Source organism: Pseudoalteromonas sp. CO348, assembly GCF_004208845.1.
Taxonomy (GTDB): domain Bacteria; phylum Pseudomonadota; class Gammaproteobacteria; order Enterobacterales; family Alteromonadaceae; genus Pseudoalteromonas; species Pseudoalteromonas maricaloris.
Genome location: NZ_SGPI01000012.1, coordinates 85857 through 104312, shown reverse-complemented (window position 1 = coordinate 104312; position 18456 = coordinate 85857). Strand labels below are relative to the sequence as shown.

The following is an 18456-nucleotide window of genomic DNA, read 5'->3' as shown; positions in this document are numbered from 1 at the left end:
TTAGGCAATATGAGCCGTTTTCGCCAACAGGATAATTTATTAGGCCAATCTGACAGCTTTTTAGCTGTGCTAGACAAGGTTTCACAGCTCGCTCCTTTAGAAAAGCCCGTGCTTATTATTGGCGAACGTGGCACAGGTAAAGAGTTAATTGCGGCACGTTTGCATTATCTCTCAGAGCGGTGGGATCAGGAATACGTCAAACTTAACTGCGCAGCCCTAAACGAAAACCTCTTAGAGAGTGAGTTATTTGGTCATGAGAGCGGTGCCTTTACTGGTGCAAGCAAGCGCCATGAAGGTCGATTTGAACGCGCTAACAGTGGCACACTGTTTTTGGATGAGTTAGCCAATACTTCTGCAATGGTGCAAGAAAAGCTCTTGCGTGTAATTGAATACGGCGAGTTCGAGCGAGTTGGCGGCAAGCAAACTGTAAAAGTAGATACTCGACTGGTATGCGCTACCAATGAAGATCTTCCCTCTCTTGCCGATGCTGGAGAGTTCAGACACGACTTATTGGACCGCCTCGCATTTGATGTCATCACCTTACCGCCATTAAGAGCGAGAAAAGAAGACATCTTATTATTGGCCGAACATTTTGCGATAAATATGGCTCGGGATTTAGGATGGGAGTTATTTAGCGGCTTTACCCGTAAAGCCATCGAGAAACTGCTTGATTACCCGTGGCCCGGTAATGTACGAGAGCTCAAAAATGTGGTGGAGCGTAGTTTATATCGTCATGGCAATGACCAAATTCCGGTTCATGATATTGTGTTTGACCCCTTTGCTAGCCCATTTAGGCCGAGTCAACGGATCAAAGCGCCAAATGCCCAGCCAACAACTTCAACCACTCATAAAGTTGAGCCTTTGCCTGCTGCGCAACCGAGTAACGAACAGCGGGTAGATCCAACCCTCGAATTCGACTTCCCTTGTGATTTAAAATCGCTTTCCAACGACTATGAAATCACAATGCTGCAAAAAGCACTTGAATTTAGTCAATTTAATCAAAAGAAAACTGCACAAAACCTTGGTTTGACGTATCATCAACTAAGAGGTTATTTGAAAAAATACAACCTACTGGACCAAAACCAAAAACAAGAGGCATAGTGGTGCGTAAATTGTTTTTTGGTGTGCTGTGTACCGCTTTATTTGGCTGTACAGATCAGGCGCCAAATAAAGTGAATGATAAGTCACAAGGCTTAGTATATTGTGCAGAGGCGAACCCTGTGTCATTTAATCCACAAGTGACCACAACAGGGTCTACGATTGATATTATTGCCAATCAGCTTTATGACACCTTGATCAGTATTGATCCTGAAAGCGGCGAATTCTTACCAGAGTTGGCAACGTCTTGGCAGGTCAGCGAAGACGGTAAATCTTTCACTTTTACCCTGAGGGATGATGTTCAATTTCACGATACCCTCTATTTCACCCCTACAAGAAAAATGAATGCCGATGATGTGGTATTCTCATTTAACCGTTTATTTGATGTTTACAATCCGTACCACTTTGTTGGTGATGCAAATTATCCTTATTTTCAAAGTATTGGACTCGACCAACTGATCCGCCAAGTAAAAAAAGTGGATGAACATACCGTTCGCTTTGATCTGTTCAACGCGGAAAGTAGCTTTTTATCCAATATCGCCACTGACTTCGCCGTCATTCTTTCTAAAGAATATGCCGATAAGCTTATAGAGCTTGAACATAAGCAAGATTTTGATCAAAAGCCCGTCGGCACAGGTCCGTATAAGTACCGTGAATTTTTACGTGATAACCTGATCCGATATTATCGCCATGAGCATTACTGGAAACACCCGGTATACATGGAACAATTGGTCTACGATATCACCACCAATGGCACTAGCCGCATCGCGAAAATGCTAACTAAAGAATGTGATATTACGGCGCACCCCAGTGCTACCCAGCTCACCGTGCTTGAGCAAAGAAAAGACATAGAGGTTGAAAAGGCTGCAAATCTGAATATAGGTTACTGGGCATTCAACACCGAAAAACCACCATTTGATAATCCGCTAGTCCGCAAAGCGCTTGCGCACAGCATAGATTTTGAAAAAATCATGCAAGCGGTATTTTACAACAATGGGATTTTAGCCCGCTCAATGCTTCCCCCTTCTTCATGGGCATTTGAAGCGCAACAAAAAATGCCAACATATGACCCTGAAAAAGCCAAAGAGTATTTGAAACAAGCGGGTCTTGAGGATGGTTTTTCCATGACCTTATGGGCCATGCCGGTGTCGCGAATTTACAATCCTAACGCGCGGAAAATGGCAGAGCTTATTCAACGTGATTTACGTGATATTGGCGTTAATGCCAGGATCGTTGAGTACGAATGGAATACCTTTATAGAACGCGTTGGCCGCCATGAGCACGATAGCGTGTTACTAGGCTGGGCAGCAGATACGCCTGATCCAGACAATTTCTTCAGCCCATTACTGAGCTGCACTGCGACATTTAGTGGCAAAAACCCTTCCAACTGGTGTAATCCGGAGTTTGACTTATTGCTCACCCAAGCGTTAGACACCAACGATATGGAAGAAAGAAAATACTATTATCAGCAAGCACAAAAAATGGTCATTGAGCAGCTGCCTCTCGTTCCAATTGCGCACGGGCTAAGGTTCCAAGCAACTAGCTCTGATATCAAGGGCGTCTCACTACGTCCATTTGGTGGTATTTCGCTCGCTGAGGCAAGGAGAGACTAACATGTTCGCAAAATATGCTTATCGACGACTGAGCTTGCTTTGCTTTATGTTGTTTACCCTAACGATTTTTACTTTCGCCCTCAATTATCTGTTTCCTGGCGAGTTGATCACTAACTTCAGTGGGGAAGTCAACTCAAGTTATGCCCAAACGCAGGCGCTAGTTGAAAAATACCGTATTGAAGAAAATATCTTTGTGCAATATGGCGCGTTTATGGCTCGTATGTTTGAAGGCGACTGGGGTTTATCCTTATCATCGGGCCAGCCCGTGCTTTCTCATGTGAAACATCTATTTCCAGCAACGCTTGAGCTGTGTTTATATGCTTTGACGGTTGCTGTCGTGATTGGCGTACCAAGTGGAGTAATAGCCAGCGCTTATCATAAAAAGTGGCCAGATAAGCTCATTAACTCATTAAGCTTGATGGGATTTTCCATTCCAGTTTTTTGGTTAGCCCTGCTGCTCATTATGGCATTTTGTCTGGGTCTAGGGCTTTTTCCCATGTCCGGTAGAATTGGCTTACTTTATGAAATACAGCCCGTTACTCATTTTATTCTGATTGATATTTACCTTGAAGGTTTCCCCTATGGCGGTGCCGCATTTTGGGATGCACTTCATCATTTAGCGCTACCAACCGTTGTGCTGGCTATGTACCCAACGACAGTTTTGATCCGCTTTACTCGCGATTCTATGCTCGAAGTCCTCGACCAGAACTATATTAAAACGGCTAGAGCAAAAGGCCTTAATCGCAGCCAGCTTATCATTCACCACGCGCTGAGAAATGCGCTGCTACCAGTGATAAAACAAATTGGTCTCCAATTTAGCACGCTCATCACACTTGCGATGATCACTGAGGTGATATTCTCTTGGCCAGGGATCGGTCGATGGTTGATTGAAAGCATCTATCAACGTGATTTCCCAGCTATTCAAGGGGGACTGCTCGCGGTGTCTTTCTTCGTTATCATTGCCAACATGTTGTCTGATTTTATTCACTCGATACTCGACCCGCTCGCAAGGAATCAGGCTCATGGCAAAGTTTAATCTATTTACCGAAGAGTCTAATCGCTCACCTTTATTTAGGTTATGGCGTAAATTCCGCTCAAATCACGTTGCGCTAGTGGGTTTGTGGCTGTTTGTTGCCTTAACGGTATTGGCGTTAACAGCTCCGCTGATCGCGCCCTATGGTGTTAACCAGCAGCATGCTGATGCCCTGTTACTGCCACCTTCTTGGCATGATGATGGCGATGTGCGCTTTATACTTGGTACAGATGATTTGGGGCGAGACATCTTGTCGCGCTTAATGAACGGAGCAACATACACGTTTGGTTTATCTATCATTGCGGCCTTGGTTACCACGGCACTCGGCGTCGTACTTGGTACGCTTGCTGGCGCCAGCCGAGGCTTGAAATCTAGCTTTCTTAATCATTTATTGGATATTACGCTCGCCATTCCTTCGTTACTGCTGGCCATTATCATCATTGCTATACTGGGGCCAGGTTTGATGAATACGGTGTGGGCGATCATCTTCGCGCTATTGCCACAATACATCCACTCGATTAGAAACTTAGTGGTCACTGAGCTGAGTAAAGACTATATCATTGCCTTTAAGCTTGATGGTGCAACACGCTGGAAATTGCTCGTCCGTGGCATATTGCCTAACATTTACGAGCATATCGTGGTTATCTTCACCATGGCGCTGTCGACTGCTATTTTGGATATTGCCGCACTTGGTTTCTTAAAGCTCGGTGCGCAGCCTCCATCTACCGAATGGGGTGCTATCTTACAAGAAAACTTAAGTTTAATTTATCTCGCGCCTTGGACTGTAGGCCTCCCAGGTGTATTGCTCTTTTTGGCAGTACTGTCTACCAACTTAGTTGGCGATGGACTGCGTGAAGCGCTGAAACAACGTAAGGCAGATTAATGCAATTACTAGACATTAAGAACCTCACCATTGAACTACGTACCGAAGACGGTGTTATTCGCGCGGTTGATAAGGTCAACCTTAGCCTTAAAGAAGGCGAAGTGCATGCGCTTGTCGGTGAGTCTGGCTCTGGTAAAAGTCTAATCGCCAAGGCCATTGTGGGGGTGCTCAATCAGCGCTGGACAGTAACCGCAGATCGCATGCACTGGCGTGGTGTTGACCTGATGCGTTTATCTTCAGAAAAGCGCAGAAAGCTAGTCAGCCAAGACATTGCGATGATTTACCAAGAGCCAAGTCGAAGCCTTGACCCGACCGCCACTATTTTCGACCAAGTCGCGGAGTCTATTCCCGATAGCGTCTTAAAAGGTGGCTTTTTTGGTCGTAGAAAAGCACGAAAAGAAAAGGTTCGAGCACTATTGCACAAAGCTGGGATCCGAGACGATAAAAAGATCTGCAGCAGTTACCCACATGAGCTTTCTGAGGGAATGTGCCAAAAAATCATGATTGCGATGGCCATCGCCAGAAGCCCTAAACTACTTATTGCCGATGAGCCAACCACTGCACTTGAGAGCACCGCCCGCGCGCAAGTATTTCGATTGCTCAAGGCATTAAACCAACTTAAAAACATGTCGATATTAATGATTTCGCATGAGCTGGAAGAGATCTCCGACTGGTCCCATGCAATGCATGTGCTCTACTGCGGACAGATGGTTGAAGCAGGCCCTACTCAGGCTATTTTTAAACAGCCATTGCATCCCTACACCCAGGCGCTGGTTAAGAGTTTACCTGACTTTGGTCAAGGACTCGGTCACAAAGAAGCATTTTATGCCTTGAAAGGCACTATTCCCCCATTACAGCATTTACCCATAGGATGCCGCTTGGGCCCGAGATGCCCTCAAGCGCAAAAAGAATGTGTCGTCACGCCAAGGCAAAGTCGCTCGCATGGTCATAGTTACGCTTGCCACTTTCCGTTAATTAAGGTGAAGCAAAAATGCAACCCGTCTTAAAAGTACAGTCTTTAAACAAGTCCTACACTTCTCGTCAAGGACTGTTCAGACGCCGCTCGTTGCAGGTACTCAGAGATGTGTCGTTTGCGCTTGCTCCCGGACAAACCCTCGCGATCATAGGCGAGACTGGCTCTGGTAAAAGTACGCTCGCCAAAGTACTTGCCGGTGCCGACATGGCAGACTCAGGACAAATCTTACTAAACGGCCAAATTGTAGAAGACGCTGGTATTCGCAATCATGACTGCCGTACTATTCGCCTTATCTTTCAAGACCCAACTCGCTCGCTCAACCCGGGTCTCACCATTGGGGATATGCTTGATGATTGTCTACAATATAATACTGAACTCACCGAAGAGCAGCGTTATAAGAAAATCCGCATCACACTCGGCCGAGTCGGGCTACTTGGCGAACACATAGACTATTATCCTCATATGTTTAGTGGCGGACAATTACAGCGGGTTGCCTTAGCGAGAGCCCTTATTTTAGACCCTAAAGTGCTGGTACTAGATGAAGCGCTGTCATCATTAGACCCATCCGTACGTGCACAAACCGTAAATCTGCTGCTAGAGCTACAAGCAGCAACGGGACTTGCGTATGTGCTTATCACACATCATTTGAGTTTGGTTCGCCATATGAGTGATGAAATTTTGGTATTAAATCGCGGCAAAGTTGTCGAATATGGCGAAACGGAGTGTGTGTTCAATACGCCAAAATCTAAAACCATGCAGAAGCTGCTGTCAGCTTAATTTCGCGAGGGAATGAGAAATGGATTTTAGTGCCCATCTGTTATTTTTCTTCTCACTAGTTGGAGTATTTAACGGCTTTATTCTCAGCGCCCTACTGCTAGTAAAATTTCAGGAGGCAAAAGCACTGCGCTGGGTGTCGGTGCTCCTCATTTTACTTTGTATTCGAATTGGTAAATCAGTCCTTTTTTACTTTAACCCAGAGCTGGATAAAACGATCCTGCAAATAGGTTTGAGTGCCTACTTTTTGCTTGGTCCCTGCCTGCTCAACTTTGTACTCGCAAGCTACAGTAAAACCAAAAATCGTTATCTAACAATACACTTTTTGGCATTAAGCGGTTTTATTATTGGATTTGGTATATTCATGCCCTATCAGCTTCACCCTGAAATTTGGCAAACGTGGGGTTACAAAGGCACATCCTATTTTTGGCTAGGTTATTTACTGATAAGTTCTTATACTTTTTATCGTCTAGCTACGGCCAAAAGCGCCAATAACAACGCCGAGTTTCATCTATCTATGGTTGTTATCTGCGGTTGCTGGCTCATTTGGGCCGCGTATTTCTTTTCGTCATTCACTTCTTACATCACAGGAGCACTCACCTTCAGCTTTGTGCTCTATTTAAGTATCCTTTTCGCACCCAAATTACTACGAAAACCAACTGCTAATGAAAAGAAATATGCCAATACGCACATAAGCGACGATGAGTACAATCAGCTCATAGCCAAACTGGAGTCGCTAATGTCAGAAAGCAAGCTATTTACTGAGCCGGATTTAACGCTACCCCGATTAGCCAAACGATTAGGCAAACGATTAGGCACGAGCCACAACAAATTATCGCAAATAGTAAATCGCCACTATCATTGTAACTTTAAACAATATCTCAATGGCTTGAGAGTTGAATATGCGAAACACTTGCTTTCGAGCACCAACATGCCGCTGGAACACCTTGCACTGGAGTGTGGTTTTAATTCTGCATCCACATTTTTTGCCGCATTTAAGAAGCTCACAGGGTACTCTCCAAATAACTTTAAGCACTCCGAAAACATACTCTCAGACTCCTAAAATATACTCTAGGTGACTGCTTTAATTAAATAAGTTTATGTTTCTTCTGAGTCATTACAGGAGAAACTTATGACCCTATCAAAACTAGTACCATTGTTATTTTTGCTACTTATCCAAACCAGCAGCGCTGTCGCTTTTGAGGATGAGACCGCTAAAATTACCGCTACATTAAACCACTACATCAGTGGCACCGCCAATAACCAGCCTGAAGTGATAAGAAAAGCGTTTCATCCCGACGCGATGCTTATTTTAGAAAAGTCAGACCAAGCGATGTGGCAAGTCCCGTTGAAAGAGTATTTGAGTTGGTATAAAGGCTCGAAAAAAGACACTGGCAGGCGCGCCAAAATTCTAAATATCAGCGTGAATGACCACCTTGCACAGGCCAAAATCCGTATTGATATATTGAAGTCAAACGTACAGTACATCGACCACCTACTCCTAAAGAAAATAGCTGGCACATGGCAAATCATCAGTAAATCTGCGCAGCAAACCACTCTAACTTCCCAGCAAGTAACGAACTTAGGTCGCCGAGTGCTCATTGTCGCATCAAGCAAGGCCTTTCACGGCGATAGTCAGCTGCCAGCTGGCACGAGCTTCGAAGAACTACTCAGTGCCTATGACGTATTTACCCAAGCTGGACTAATTGTTGATTTCGTCAGCACACAAGGTGGCGCTTTAAACCTGAGCTATATAAATACTTCAAACGGTGAACATAAAAAGTACCTTTACCAACCTGACTATATGTATGCACTCAGCAACACAATGCGCCCAGCTGAAGTCGACCCTAGCCAATATGCGGCAATCTATTATGTTGGCGGCAGCAATGCCATGTACGAAGTAGCGGAAAACCCTACTCTACAACATATAGCTATGCATATATATGAACAAAACCATGGTGTTGTTGCCGCAGTATGCCACGGCACAGCAGGTATCGTTAATTTGCGCTTGAAAAATGGCGAGTATCTCATCAAAGGAAAGCAAATTACCGGTTACCCTACCGCATTTGAAAATCCAGATAGAGCCTATTTCAAGCATTTTCCTTTTCAAATTCAGCCTAAAGTGGAAGAGCTGGGAGGGAGTTTTGAGTATGGGGAGCGGAATGCGTCTTTTATCAAGGTAGATAGCCGCATAGTGACGGGGCAGAATTATCAGTCTTCACAAGCGGTTGCAAGCACCGTACTTGAACATATTCAATAATACCAATCCCTGTGCTTAAGTAGTCACAAGGAATAAAAAAGGCGCCGTGTTGGCGCCTTTCTGCTATCTAAAAATGATTATTGCTGCTCTGCGACCTGAAGCTGTGGTCTTTTTACTTCAGACTTAGCTTCAAGTGCTGCTAGTAGCTCAAGATAGTTTTTGTTTGCGTAAGAAGCGGTGATTGACTGCTTCTGCTGCGCATCAACCTTGCCATCAACTTCAGGCGTGGTGACTGACTTCAGCACCACAAATGCCGAATCGCCATTACCAAGCTCTACAAGTGCAGATTCTGTTTCTGCCACACCCGGCTGAGGCAATTTAAATGCTTCAGCTGCAATAGCTGGTGGTACGTCGTAGCTACGACGCTTAAGCTCAGACACGCTCTTCACTTCGATACTTTGTGCTTTGGCAATCTCAGTTAAAGTAGAACCACCTTGTAGTTGCTCAAATAGTGACTGTGCTTTCTCTGCAATTAATGTCGAGGCTTTTTCATTGCTCAACTGCGTTTTGATCTGCGCGCTGACTTCCTCAAGAGGCTTAGTCGCTGCCGCTTTATGCTCAGCAACGCGAACCACCACGATATGCTCTGGTGCAACTTCTAACACTTCTGAGTTTACGCGGTCTTCTAGCAGCTCTGGCGTAAAGATAGTATTGCTTATCGCTGGTGAATTCAGTGGCTCAGGAAGCGCGTTACGACTTACCAGTTCAGTTGATTTGATCTCAACGCCAGCGGCTTCAGCAGCGTCTTGTAGCGAGTCGGCCATTTCAAAAGCAAGTTCAGCTACACGGGTTTGCTTTTGATAGAAGGCATCGATCTTGGCTGCTTTTTCAAGCTCTGCACGAAGGTCGTCTTTTACGTCTTCGAAAGATTGTGCCTGTTGGCGCTGAATGTCTGTTAGCTTGATAATGTGAAAACCAAACTCAGATTCAACTACTTCAGATACATCACCTATCGCGGCAAGCGCAAATGCTGCATCTTCAAACGCCGGATCCATCATGTCTCTTTCAATCCAATCTAGATCACCGCCAAGCTCAGCGCTCACCACGTCGTCAGATTTTTCTTCTGCAACAACGGCAAAATCAGCACCATTATTCAATTCAGCCAGAATTTCATCTGCTTTTTGTTTAGCAGCTTCAGCATCTTCACTTGCATCAACAAGAATGTGTGACACGCGGCGTCTTTCAGGTTCAAGATATTGGTTTTTTTGCTCTTCGTAATACGTTTTTAACGCTTCTTCAGTCACAGGTTCTGCAGGCGCTAAATCTTCAGCTTTTAGCTCGATATAGTTAACCGCCACCAATTCTGGAGCTTGGAACTGAGTTTGATTCAAGTCGTAATAGTTCTGAACTTCTTCGTCTGACACTGACACTTCATCTTTCACCAACTCTTTGCTTAATACCGCATAGTCGATAGCACGAGTCTGTTGCTGTAGCGCAATAGACTGCTGAAGTTCGTTTTTCAGTACAAAATCAGTGCCTGCAACCGCTGAGATTAACTGCGCACGAGTCATCTCGTCACGAAGATATTCACGGAAGCTATCTGGCTGGAAGTTCATTTGACGGATAACTTGTAAGTAACGGTCGTTACTGAATTCTCCACCAATTTGAAAATATGGCATTTCAACAATCGCTTTTTTAACCTGCTCATCGCTCACACGAAGACCAAGCTCTTTAGCTAGTTGGGTTTGTAATTCTTGTTGTACTAATTGATCAACAACACCTTGGCGAATTTGCGCCATATAATTAGGATCGGCTGCAATCTGTGCAAAGTATTCGCCAAACTGTTGCTCTAGTCGTGCACGTTCATTCGAGTAAGCACGAGAAAACTTAGTTTGTGAAATCTTTACTCCGTTCACTTCTGCGACAGGCTGCTCTGTGGTTTGACCTAGGTAACCACCGATCCCTGCTAACGCAAAAGATAAGATGACTAAACCTAATACGATTTTAGCCGCCGGGCCTTGCGAGCCTTCTCTGATCTTTTCAAGCATTTATTGTTTCTCTTATCTAAGTCAAAGCACCTAAGCACTTTGTGTTTGCTAGATTTGGGTTAAGCATTACACCAATCAGATTAGTGATGGTATAAAAAAAGCGTATCTTAGCAGATACGCCTTTTATCTTGAAGCAGTTCGCGATGACTCTGCACCGCCTAATTCAAATTGAATTAGTTTACTGCGTCTTTAAGCGCTTTACCCGCTTTGAAAGATGGGATGTTAGCTGCTGCGATTTGAATAGTCTCACCAGTTTGTGGGTTACGACCAGAACGTGCAGCACGCTCGCGCACTGAGAAAGTACCAAAACCTACAAGTGCAACAGAGTCACCGTCTTTTAGTGCACCCGTTACAGACTCAATGAATGAATCTAGCGCACGACCAGCAGCCGCTTTAGAAATGTCAGCATCAGCTGCGATTTGATCGATTAATTGAGATTTATTCACAATATCATCCTCTTCCATAGTTATTGTCAAAAGTTACTTCTTACTGGTAACTTTTGCTATTCATTTAGAGACATCACAGCGACTCTCTAATTCTCGAAATCTTTCTCAAGCCTAGTGATTACGGGGCTTCCGAACCAGTAGGCTTGAATACAGTGCCTAACTTAACACACCTTTTGGATTTGAAAAGCCTTTTCACTCAATTTTTTGGCTTTTTTCTTAGTTTTTTTGCGATTCCACGCTAAAACTGTCTATTGGGTGCGCTAACGCCAGTGATAATACCTCATCAATCCATGACACCGCATGAATATCAAGCCCTTCAAGAACATTCTCAGGAATTTCTTTTAAGTCACGCTCGTTCTTTTTCGGTATTAAAACTCGTTTAATTCCACCACGGTGTGCTGCCAATAATTTTTCTTTCAGACCACCGATAGGCAGAACTTCACCACGCAAGGTAATTTCACCTGTCATCGCAACATCTGCACGCACTGGATTGCCAGTGAGGCTTGATACTAAGCCTGTTACCATCGCAATACCGGCGCTCGGGCCGTCTTTTGGTGTTGCACCTTCAGGAACGTGAACATGAATATCACGTTTCTCGTAGAAATCGTCATTAATGCGTAGTTTGTCAGCACGGTTGCGCACAACCGTCATTGCCGCCTGAATTGACTCTTGCATCACATCGCCTAGCGAGCCGGTGTAAGCAAGTTTGCCTTTACCTGGTACTGCCGCACATTCGATAGTGAGTAAGTCACCCCCTACTTCTGTCCATGCAAGACCGGTAACTTGACCAACTCTATCGCCGTCTTCCGCCTTGCCGTAGTCGTGACGTTGTACGCCTAAGAAGTCTTCAAGATTTTCTTGGTTAATCACAACTTGCTTAACATTTTTATCTAGCAAGATGTTCTTAACTGCTTTTCGGCACAACTTAGATACTTCGCGCTCTAGATTACGGACACCCGCTTCACGCGTGTAGTAGCGGATAATGCCAATGATCGCGCTGTCTTCAATATTGATTTCAGACTCTTTTAGTCCATTGCGTTTCACTTGCTTTGGAATTAAGTGCTGCTTGGCAATATTTAGCTTTTCGTCCTCGGTGTAACCAGCAAGACGAATAACTTCCATACGGTCTAATAATGGACCTGGAATGTTAAAGCTATTAGAAGTCGCAACAAACATAACATCAGACAGATCGTAGTCCACTTCTAAATAGTGGTCTGCAAAGTTGCTATTTTGCTCTGGATCTAACACTTCTAGTAGAGCCGATGCAGGGTCGCCGCGCATATCCGATGACATCTTATCGATTTCATCCAACAAGAAAAGCGGGTTCTTTACGCCAACTTTCGACATGCTTTGGATCAATTTACCCGGCATTGAGCCAATATAAGTTCTTCTGTGACCACGAATTTCAGCTTCGTCGCGCACGCCACCGAGCGCCATACGTACGTACTTACGGCCAGTCGAACGCGCGATAGATTGACCTAAACTGGTTTTACCAACGCCTGGAGGGCCGACTAAGCATAAGATAGGACCTTTAAGCTTATTGGTACGCTGCTGTACCGCGAGATATTCGATAATGCGGTCTTTCACTTTCTCAAGACCATAATGATCGGCATCGAGTATCTTTTGTGCACCAGCTAGATCTTTTTTCACCTTTGAGCGCTTTTTCCAAGGTACATTGATCATCGTCTCAATGTACGAGCGCACAACCGTCGCTTCCGCAGACATAGGTGACATCATTTTAAGTTTGTTAAGCTCTGAAAGCGCTTTTTCTTCCGCTTCTTGCGGCATATTCGCTTCGCTAATACGCTTTTTCAGGGCTTCAAATTCGTCAGGTACATCATCCAGCTCACCAAGCTCTTTCTGAATAGCTTTCATTTGCTCATTCAGATAGTACTCACGTTGGGATTTCTCCATTTGCTTTTTAACGCGTGAGCGGATCTTTTTTTCTACTTGAAGTAAATCAATCTCGCCTTCCATCAACGCCATCAAATACTCGAGACGTTCGGTCACGTCGTCAATTTCTAGCACCTTTTGTTTTTCAGGTACTTTAATTGGCATATGAGCAGCCATCGTATCCGCTAAGCGTGCAGCTTCATCGATACCCGATACTGAAGTTAGTACTTCTGGTGGGATCTTTTTATTTAGCTTCACATAGCCTTCGAACTGACTAATTGCGCTGCGAACTAATATGTCTTGCTCTTGCTCATCCACATCCTGAGATGGAATGTACTGAGCTTGCGCCAAGAAATATTGGTCTGTAATTAGAAACTCATCTATTTTTGCGCGTTGAGTACCTTCAACCAGCACTTTCACTGTGCCATCAGGTAGTTTGAGTAACTGTAGTACCGTTGCAATGGTACCAGTCTGATAGACATCATCAGTGCTCGGGTCATCAACTGAGGCGTCTTTTTGCGCAACTAAAAAGATTTGCTTGTCATTGTCCATCGCAGCTTCTAGGCATTTTATTGATTTTTCTCGACCTACAAACAGCGGGATCACCATATGCGGATACACCACTACGTCGCGTAGCGCTAGCACTGGAATTTCTACTCGATCCGTTCTTTCAAGCGTCATTATGTTCTCTTCGCACTTCAATTAATTTTGGGAATACTGAGCTATATGGGGATAACGCAGATAAAGTTCAATAGTTTATAGTAATCCGCATCAAGTAGAGATCAATTTAACGGATAAAAAGCTTAGTTTTGACACTCAATTTATCGTGGTGGAATGTATAAAAATTCCCCCTAAAAACTTGCCTCACTATTGCCCTTTATTGTTATAACAATTTGACTATATTGGTTTCTATCTGATGTGGACTAAGAAATAAAAAGGAGCGCTAGGCTCCTTTTTTCAATCTCATACTGAGCTATTCAGACGCCGCTTTTTCTTTACCGTTATTTTCGTAAATCATAATAGGGTCTGATTCGCCTTTGATCACCGTTTCATCAATGACGACTTTACTCACTTCTTCTAGTGAAGGAAGCTCATACATAGTATCAAGCAATACGCCTTCGACGATCGAACGCAGACCACGGGCACCCGTTTTACGCTCCATCGCTTTATGAGCAATCGCTCGTAGCGCATCTTCACGGAATTCAAGATCAACGCCTTCCATCTTAAATAGCGCCGCGTATTGCTTAGTGAGTGCATTCTTCGGCTCATTTAGGATTTCAATTAGTGCTTCTTCATCCAGTTCAGTCAAAGTCGCAACTACAGGCAAACGACCAATAAATTCAGGAATTAAGCCGTACTTAACTAAATCTTCAGGCTCTACGTCTTTAAATGTTTCGCTTAATGAGCGCTCAGAGTCTTTAGATTTAACTTCAGCACCAAAGCCAATTCCAGTATTTTTTGTACTGCGCTGTTCGATGACTTTATCTAGGCCTGCAAACGCACCACCACAGATAAACAAGATCTTAGAAGTATCTACTTGTAAAAACTCTTGTTGCGGGTGCTTTCTACCACCTTGTGGCGGAACAGATGCAACCGTGCCTTCAATCAGTTTTAGTAGTGCTTGCTGTACACCTTCACCTGACACATCACGGGTAATCGATGGATTGTCAGATTTTCTTGAAATTTTGTCGATTTCATCAATGTAAACGATACCACGCTGTGCTTTCTCAACGTCGTAATCACATTTTTGCAGAAGCTTTTGAATGATGTTTTCAACATCTTCACCCACATAACCGGCTTCGGTTAATGTCGTTGCATCTGCCATTGTGAATGGAACATCAAGTAAACGTGCAAGCGTTTCTGCTAGAAGGGTTTTACCACTACCCGTTGGACCGATCAGTAGAATATTACTCTTGCCAAGTTCTACATCACCTTTGCCGCCTTGGTTACGCAGGCGCTTATAATGATTATAAACCGCAACAGACAAGACTTTTTTAGCGTGGTCTTGACCTATCACATAATCATCTAAGTGATTTCTGATCTCTTTTGGCACAGGTAATTTATCAGACGCGTCATGCTTAGGCGCAATATCTTTGATTTCTTCCCTAATGATGTCGTTACAAAGTTCAACGCACTCGTCACATATATAGACAGATGGACCGGCAATTAACTTACGAACTTCATGCTGGCTCTTACCGCAAAATGAGCAGTAGAGTAGCTTGCTATTCTTATCGCCGTCTGTTGGAGTGTCTGACATTCAGCTACCTCATTCAATTGCTGTTATCTCTAGATAACATCGTATTTCTTTTAACTATACCAAAGAAATTTGGCTTTGGCACAGTAGAAGCCGATGAATTCAACTCATCGGCTAATTCATAATCACTTAAGCTCTCGACGAGAGTGAACTGCATCAATCAGGCCATATTCTAACGCTTGATCTGCAGTCATAAAGTTGTCTCTATCTGTGTCATGCGCAACCACATCATAAGGCTGACCGGTGTGATCTGCCATTAAGCGATTCAACTTCTCTTTAATCGCCAAGATTTCGCGGGCGTGAATTTCAAAATCAGAAGCCTGACCTTGGAAACCACCTAAAGGTTGGTGGATCATCACACGAGAATTAGGTAAGCAATAACGTTTACCTTTAGCACCGCCAGATAGCAAAAATGCCCCCATACTCGCAGCTTGACCAACACAAACCGTACTAACGTCAGGCTTGATAAAATTCATCGTGTCGTAGATTGACATTCCAGCGGTCACAGAACCACCTGGTGAGTTGATATACAGGAATATATCTTTGTCAGGGCTTTCTGATTCCAAGAACAGCATCTGCGCCACAATTAGATTGGCCATATGGTCTTCGACTTGACCAGTTAAGAAAATAATACGGTCTTTTAACAGTCGTGAGTAAATATCATAAGAACGCTCGCCTTTAGCCGTTTGCTCCACGACCATAGGTACTAACGCATTGATTGGATCGATCATACCATCATTCATGTTTTTTATTCCTTATTAGCACAGAATCTATTGCCTATTCGCAGCAACTTTATTGGACTTAGCGCGGTCCATAAAAACATTCTGTGATCGGTGTTTAGGCTAATACTTTTTTGAGCGAATTGAAACGAGTAGATATAACTGTAGCAGTAATACTCAACGAAACCTGACTCGTAAAATAAGTATAGCTAATAAAATAAGCCGTGCCTCAAGATATAAGTACTTAATGCTTCAATATCAAGGCCTAAAAACAAAAATGGCCCGAATTCTCTATTAGAGTAACTCGAGCCATTTAAACTTCAGCTTAGCTGTAAGTCAATGATTTCTTCAAAGACTTATTGAGCAGCCTGTGGATTCATGATGTCGTCGAATGACTTTTCAACATCAGAAACAGATGCAGCAGCAAGTACTGCTTCAACTGCTAGCTCTTCCATCGCAACGTTGCGCATTTGCTGCATTAGTTGATCGTTTGCTTTGTAGTATGCCACTACTTCACTTGGATCTTCGTATGCAGAAGCAACTGTGTCGATTAGTTCAGCAACCTTATCTTCATCAACTTTGATGTCGTTCGCTTTGATCACTTCACCTAGTAGTAGGCCAGTTTTCACGCGAGTTACTGCTTGCTCGTGGAATAGCTCAGCAGGAAGCTCAGGCATGTTTTGTGCGTTGCCGCCAAAACGTTGTGCAGCTTGTTGACGAAGTGCATCGATTTCTTGGTCGATTAGTGCTTTTGGCACTTCAACTTCGTTAGTTTCTAGAAGACCTTTGATAGCTTGATCTTTCACGTTCGCTTTAACCGCTTGGTTTAGCTCACGCTCCATGTTCTTCTTAACTTCTTCTTTAAGTGCGTCAACGCCGCCTTCAGCAACACCAAACTTAGTTGCGAACTCGTCAGTTAGTTCAGGAAGCTCTTGAACTTCAACTTTCTTCACAGTGATTGTGAATTGAGCCGCTTTACCTTTTAGGTTTTCAGCGTGGTATTCTTCAGGGAAAGTTACGTCAGAAACAACTTCTTCACCTGCTTTTTTACCAACGATACCGTCTTCGAAGCCTGGGATCATACGACCTTGACCAAGCTCTAGAGGGAAGTCTTCAGCTTTACCGCCTTCGAACTCTTCACCGTCGATTGTACCAACGAAATCTACCGTTACACGGTCTTTTTCGCCAGCTGCAGCATCGCTCTCAGTCCAAGAAGCGTGTTGCTTACGAAGCGTTTCAAGCATGTTCGCTAGGTCTTCATCAGTGACAGAAACTGCCGGCTTCTCAACCGCGATTTTGTCTAGATCTTTAAGTTCAACTTCTGGGTATACTTCAAAAGTTGCATCGAACTCTAGATCTTTACCAGCTTCTAGTGACTTAGGAGCAAAAGATGGTGCGCCTGCAGGGTTGATTTTCTCAGCAATGATTGCTTCGATATAGTTACGCTGCATCAGATCGCCAGCAACTTCTTGACGTACAGCTGCGCCGTAACGCTTAGTGATGATTGACACTGGAACCTTACCAGGGCGGAAGCCATCGATACGCTGTGTTCTTGACAGTTGTTGTAGGCGTTTTTTAACTTCAGTCTCAACGTTCTCTGCAGGAACGGTGATGGTCAGACGGCGCTCAAGGCCTTGAGTCGTCTCAACAGAAACTTGCATGATTTACCTCAATCTTCATTTTTGGGCGACAAAGCGCCTTCCTTACTAACAAGACAACCATCATGCTTTTTATGGGCCTTCGGCTAAATTGCCAAACTCTCCGTTGCATGTGACGCTTGTTGCCTGCCCTACGGGCACTACGTTAATTAATAGACGCGGCATTATAACCTATTCAACGACGGAGTCGAGCAATCAGGTTAAATAAATAGGCATATTGGTGCTAATTGATTAAAAGTTAGTAAATTTGAAATAAATGACTGAGATACTAGAGAGAAAGTGGTCGGCGATGCAGGATTTGAACCTGCGACCCCTTGGACCCAAACCAAGTGCGCTACCAAGCTGCGCTAATCGCCGAACATATATATTTTGTAGAAGTGGTCGGCGATGCAGGATTTGAACCTGCGACCCCTTGGACCCAAACCAAGTGCGCTACCAAGCTGCGCTAATCGCCGACTAATTTAGGCATGTAGATGGGGCGACTGATGGGACTTGAACCCACGACAACCGGAATCACAATCCAGGGCTCTACCAACTGAGCTACAGCCGCCACTACATGTGGATTAAAATAAGATGGCGCACCCTGAAGGATTCGAACCTTCGACCGACGCCTTAGAAGGGCGTTGCTCTATCCAGCTGAGCTAAGGGCGCAAACTCGTAAACATCTTCATGCTACTTTCTTATTTTAAAAGTGGTCGGCGATGCAGGATTTGAACCTGCGACCCCTTGGACCCAAACCAAGTGCGCTACCAAGCTGCGCTAATCGCCGACTGTGACCTTGGAGAACTAAGAACCTTTTTATCGGTGAGTCCTCGTTGGCAACGGGGTGCATAATAGTGATTTGCCCGAAGTAGGTCAAAT

14 protein-coding genes and 5 tRNA genes are annotated in these 18456 nt (G+C 44.2%); 8 read left to right on the top strand and 11 right to left on the bottom strand.

Translation table 11 applies throughout. The annotated features are described in order from the left end of the window. Positions 1–9: 9 nt before the first annotated feature. The 8 genes from pspF to EXT48_RS05010 all read left to right on the top strand — a co-directional run bounded on the left by pspF (position 10) and on the right by EXT48_RS05010 (position 8637). Positions 10–1101, top strand: coding sequence for a phage shock protein operon transcriptional activator (pspF, locus tag EXT48_RS05045; protein WP_130163764.1), 1092 nt, complete (start codon positions 10–12; stop codon positions 1099–1101). A gap of 26 nt (positions 1102–1127) precedes the next feature. Then, a complete protein-coding gene (locus tag EXT48_RS05040) occupies positions 1128–2711 on the top strand; it encodes an ABC transporter substrate-binding protein (RefSeq protein WP_239359963.1) in 1584 nt (527 codons plus the stop codon). Between the two features lies 1 nt (position 2712). Then, complete coding sequence (locus EXT48_RS05035) at positions 2713–3747, top strand: ABC transporter permease subunit (protein ID WP_045989989.1); 1035 nt, start codon at positions 2713–2715, stop codon at positions 3745–3747. Next, positions 3734–4627: an ABC transporter permease subunit gene (locus EXT48_RS05030; RefSeq protein WP_010371175.1), complete on the top strand. Its 894-nt coding sequence runs from the start codon at positions 3734–3736 to the stop codon at positions 4625–4627. Before EXT48_RS05035 ends, EXT48_RS05030 begins: the two co-directional genes overlap by 14 nt. Further along, positions 4627–5634, top strand: a complete 1008-nt coding sequence (locus EXT48_RS05025) for an oligopeptide/dipeptide ABC transporter ATP-binding protein (protein ID WP_010606731.1) — start codon at positions 4627–4629, stop codon at positions 5632–5634. Before EXT48_RS05030 ends, EXT48_RS05025 begins: the two co-directional genes overlap by 1 nt. Further along, positions 5619–6380, top strand: coding sequence for an ABC transporter ATP-binding protein (locus EXT48_RS05020; RefSeq protein ID WP_045989988.1), 762 nt, complete (start codon positions 5619–5621; stop codon positions 6378–6380). Before EXT48_RS05025 ends, EXT48_RS05020 begins: the two co-directional genes overlap by 16 nt. A gap of 19 nt (positions 6381–6399) precedes the next feature. Then, a complete protein-coding gene (locus EXT48_RS05015) occupies positions 6400–7440 on the top strand; it encodes an AraC family transcriptional regulator (protein WP_130163762.1) in 1041 nt (346 codons plus the stop codon). 69 nt (positions 7441–7509) lie between these two features. Beyond that, a complete protein-coding gene (locus EXT48_RS05010) occupies positions 7510–8637 on the top strand; it encodes a nuclear transport factor 2 family protein (protein ID WP_130163761.1) in 1128 nt (375 codons plus the stop codon). Between the two features lie 77 nt (positions 8638–8714). Here EXT48_RS05010 and EXT48_RS05005 read toward each other — a convergent pair whose 3' ends face one another. The 11 genes from EXT48_RS05005 to EXT48_RS04955 form a co-directional block, all read right to left on the bottom strand. Next, positions 8715–10625, bottom strand: a complete 1911-nt coding sequence (locus EXT48_RS05005; protein ID WP_130163760.1) for a SurA N-terminal domain-containing protein — start codon at positions 10623–10625, stop codon at positions 8715–8717. A gap of 173 nt (positions 10626–10798) precedes the next feature. After that, positions 10799–11071 carry a nucleoid-associated protein HU-beta gene (gene hupB / locus EXT48_RS05000; protein WP_010371157.1) on the bottom strand — a complete coding sequence of 91 codons (273 nt, stop codon included), beginning with the start codon at positions 11069–11071 and terminating at the stop codon, positions 10799–10801. Positions 11072–11287: 216 nt separating this feature from the next. After that, positions 11288–13645: an endopeptidase La gene (gene lon / locus EXT48_RS04995; RefSeq protein ID WP_130163759.1), complete on the bottom strand. Its 2358-nt coding sequence runs from the start codon at positions 13643–13645 to the stop codon at positions 11288–11290. A gap of 292 nt (positions 13646–13937) precedes the next feature. Continuing rightward, entirely contained in the window at positions 13938–15221 is a 1284-nt protein-coding gene (gene clpX / locus EXT48_RS04990; protein WP_010606725.1) for an ATP-dependent protease ATP-binding subunit ClpX, read from the bottom strand. 122 nt (positions 15222–15343) lie between these two features. Beyond that, entirely contained in the window at positions 15344–15961 is a 618-nt protein-coding gene (gene clpP / locus EXT48_RS04985; RefSeq protein WP_010606724.1) for an ATP-dependent Clp endopeptidase proteolytic subunit ClpP, read from the bottom strand. A gap of 332 nt (positions 15962–16293) precedes the next feature. Further along, on the bottom strand, positions 16294–17598 hold the full coding sequence (gene tig / locus EXT48_RS04980) for a trigger factor (RefSeq protein ID WP_010371144.1): 1305 nt from the start codon (positions 17596–17598) through the stop codon (positions 16294–16296). A 277-nt stretch (positions 17599–17875) separates the two neighbouring features. Further along, positions 17876–17952 (bottom strand) — tRNA-Pro (locus EXT48_RS04975). A 21-nt stretch (positions 17953–17973) separates the two neighbouring features. Next, positions 17974–18050 (bottom strand) — tRNA-Pro (locus EXT48_RS04970). Positions 18051–18069: 19 nt separating this feature from the next. After that, positions 18070–18145: transfer RNA gene (locus EXT48_RS04965), tRNA-His, on the bottom strand. Positions 18146–18169: 24 nt separating this feature from the next. Then, positions 18170–18246: transfer RNA gene (locus EXT48_RS04960), tRNA-Arg, on the bottom strand. 41 nt (positions 18247–18287) lie between these two features. Continuing rightward, positions 18288–18364: transfer RNA gene (locus EXT48_RS04955), tRNA-Pro, on the bottom strand. Positions 18365–18456: the final 92 nt, after the last annotated feature.

Bases quoted from the DNA above. Each gene is read 5' to 3' on its own strand.
- tig (WP_010371144.1), bottom strand. From the start codon at position 17,598: ATGCAAGTTTCTGTTGAGACGACTCAAGGCCTTGAGCGCCGTCTGACC.
- EXT48_RS05005 (WP_130163760.1), bottom strand. From the start codon at position 10,625: ATGCTTGAAAAGATCAGAGAAGGCTCGCAAGGCCCGGCGGCTAAAATC.
- clpX (WP_010606725.1), bottom strand. From the start codon at position 15,221: ATGTCAGACACTCCAACAGACGGCGATAAGAATAGCAAGCTACTCTAC.
- EXT48_RS05030 (WP_010371175.1), top strand. From the start codon at position 3,734: ATGGCAAAGTTTAATCTATTTACCGAAGAGTCTAATCGCTCACCTTTA.
- EXT48_RS05015 (WP_130163762.1), top strand. From the start codon at position 6,400: ATGGATTTTAGTGCCCATCTGTTATTTTTCTTCTCACTAGTTGGAGTA.
- EXT48_RS05020 (WP_045989988.1), top strand. From the start codon at position 5,619: ATGCAACCCGTCTTAAAAGTACAGTCTTTAAACAAGTCCTACACTTCT.
- EXT48_RS05010 (WP_130163761.1), top strand. From the start codon at position 7,510: ATGACCCTATCAAAACTAGTACCATTGTTATTTTTGCTACTTATCCAA.
- pspF (WP_130163764.1), top strand. From the start codon at position 10: ATGAGCCGTTTTCGCCAACAGGATAATTTATTAGGCCAATCTGACAGC.
- clpP (WP_010606724.1), bottom strand. From the start codon at position 15,961: ATGAATGATGGTATGATCGATCCAATCAATGCGTTAGTACCTATGGTC.
- EXT48_RS05025 (WP_010606731.1), top strand. From the start codon at position 4,627: ATGCAATTACTAGACATTAAGAACCTCACCATTGAACTACGTACCGAA.
- EXT48_RS05035 (WP_045989989.1), top strand. From the start codon at position 2,713: ATGTTCGCAAAATATGCTTATCGACGACTGAGCTTGCTTTGCTTTATG.
- lon (WP_130163759.1), bottom strand. From the start codon at position 13,645: ATGACGCTTGAAAGAACGGATCGAGTAGAAATTCCAGTGCTAGCGCTA.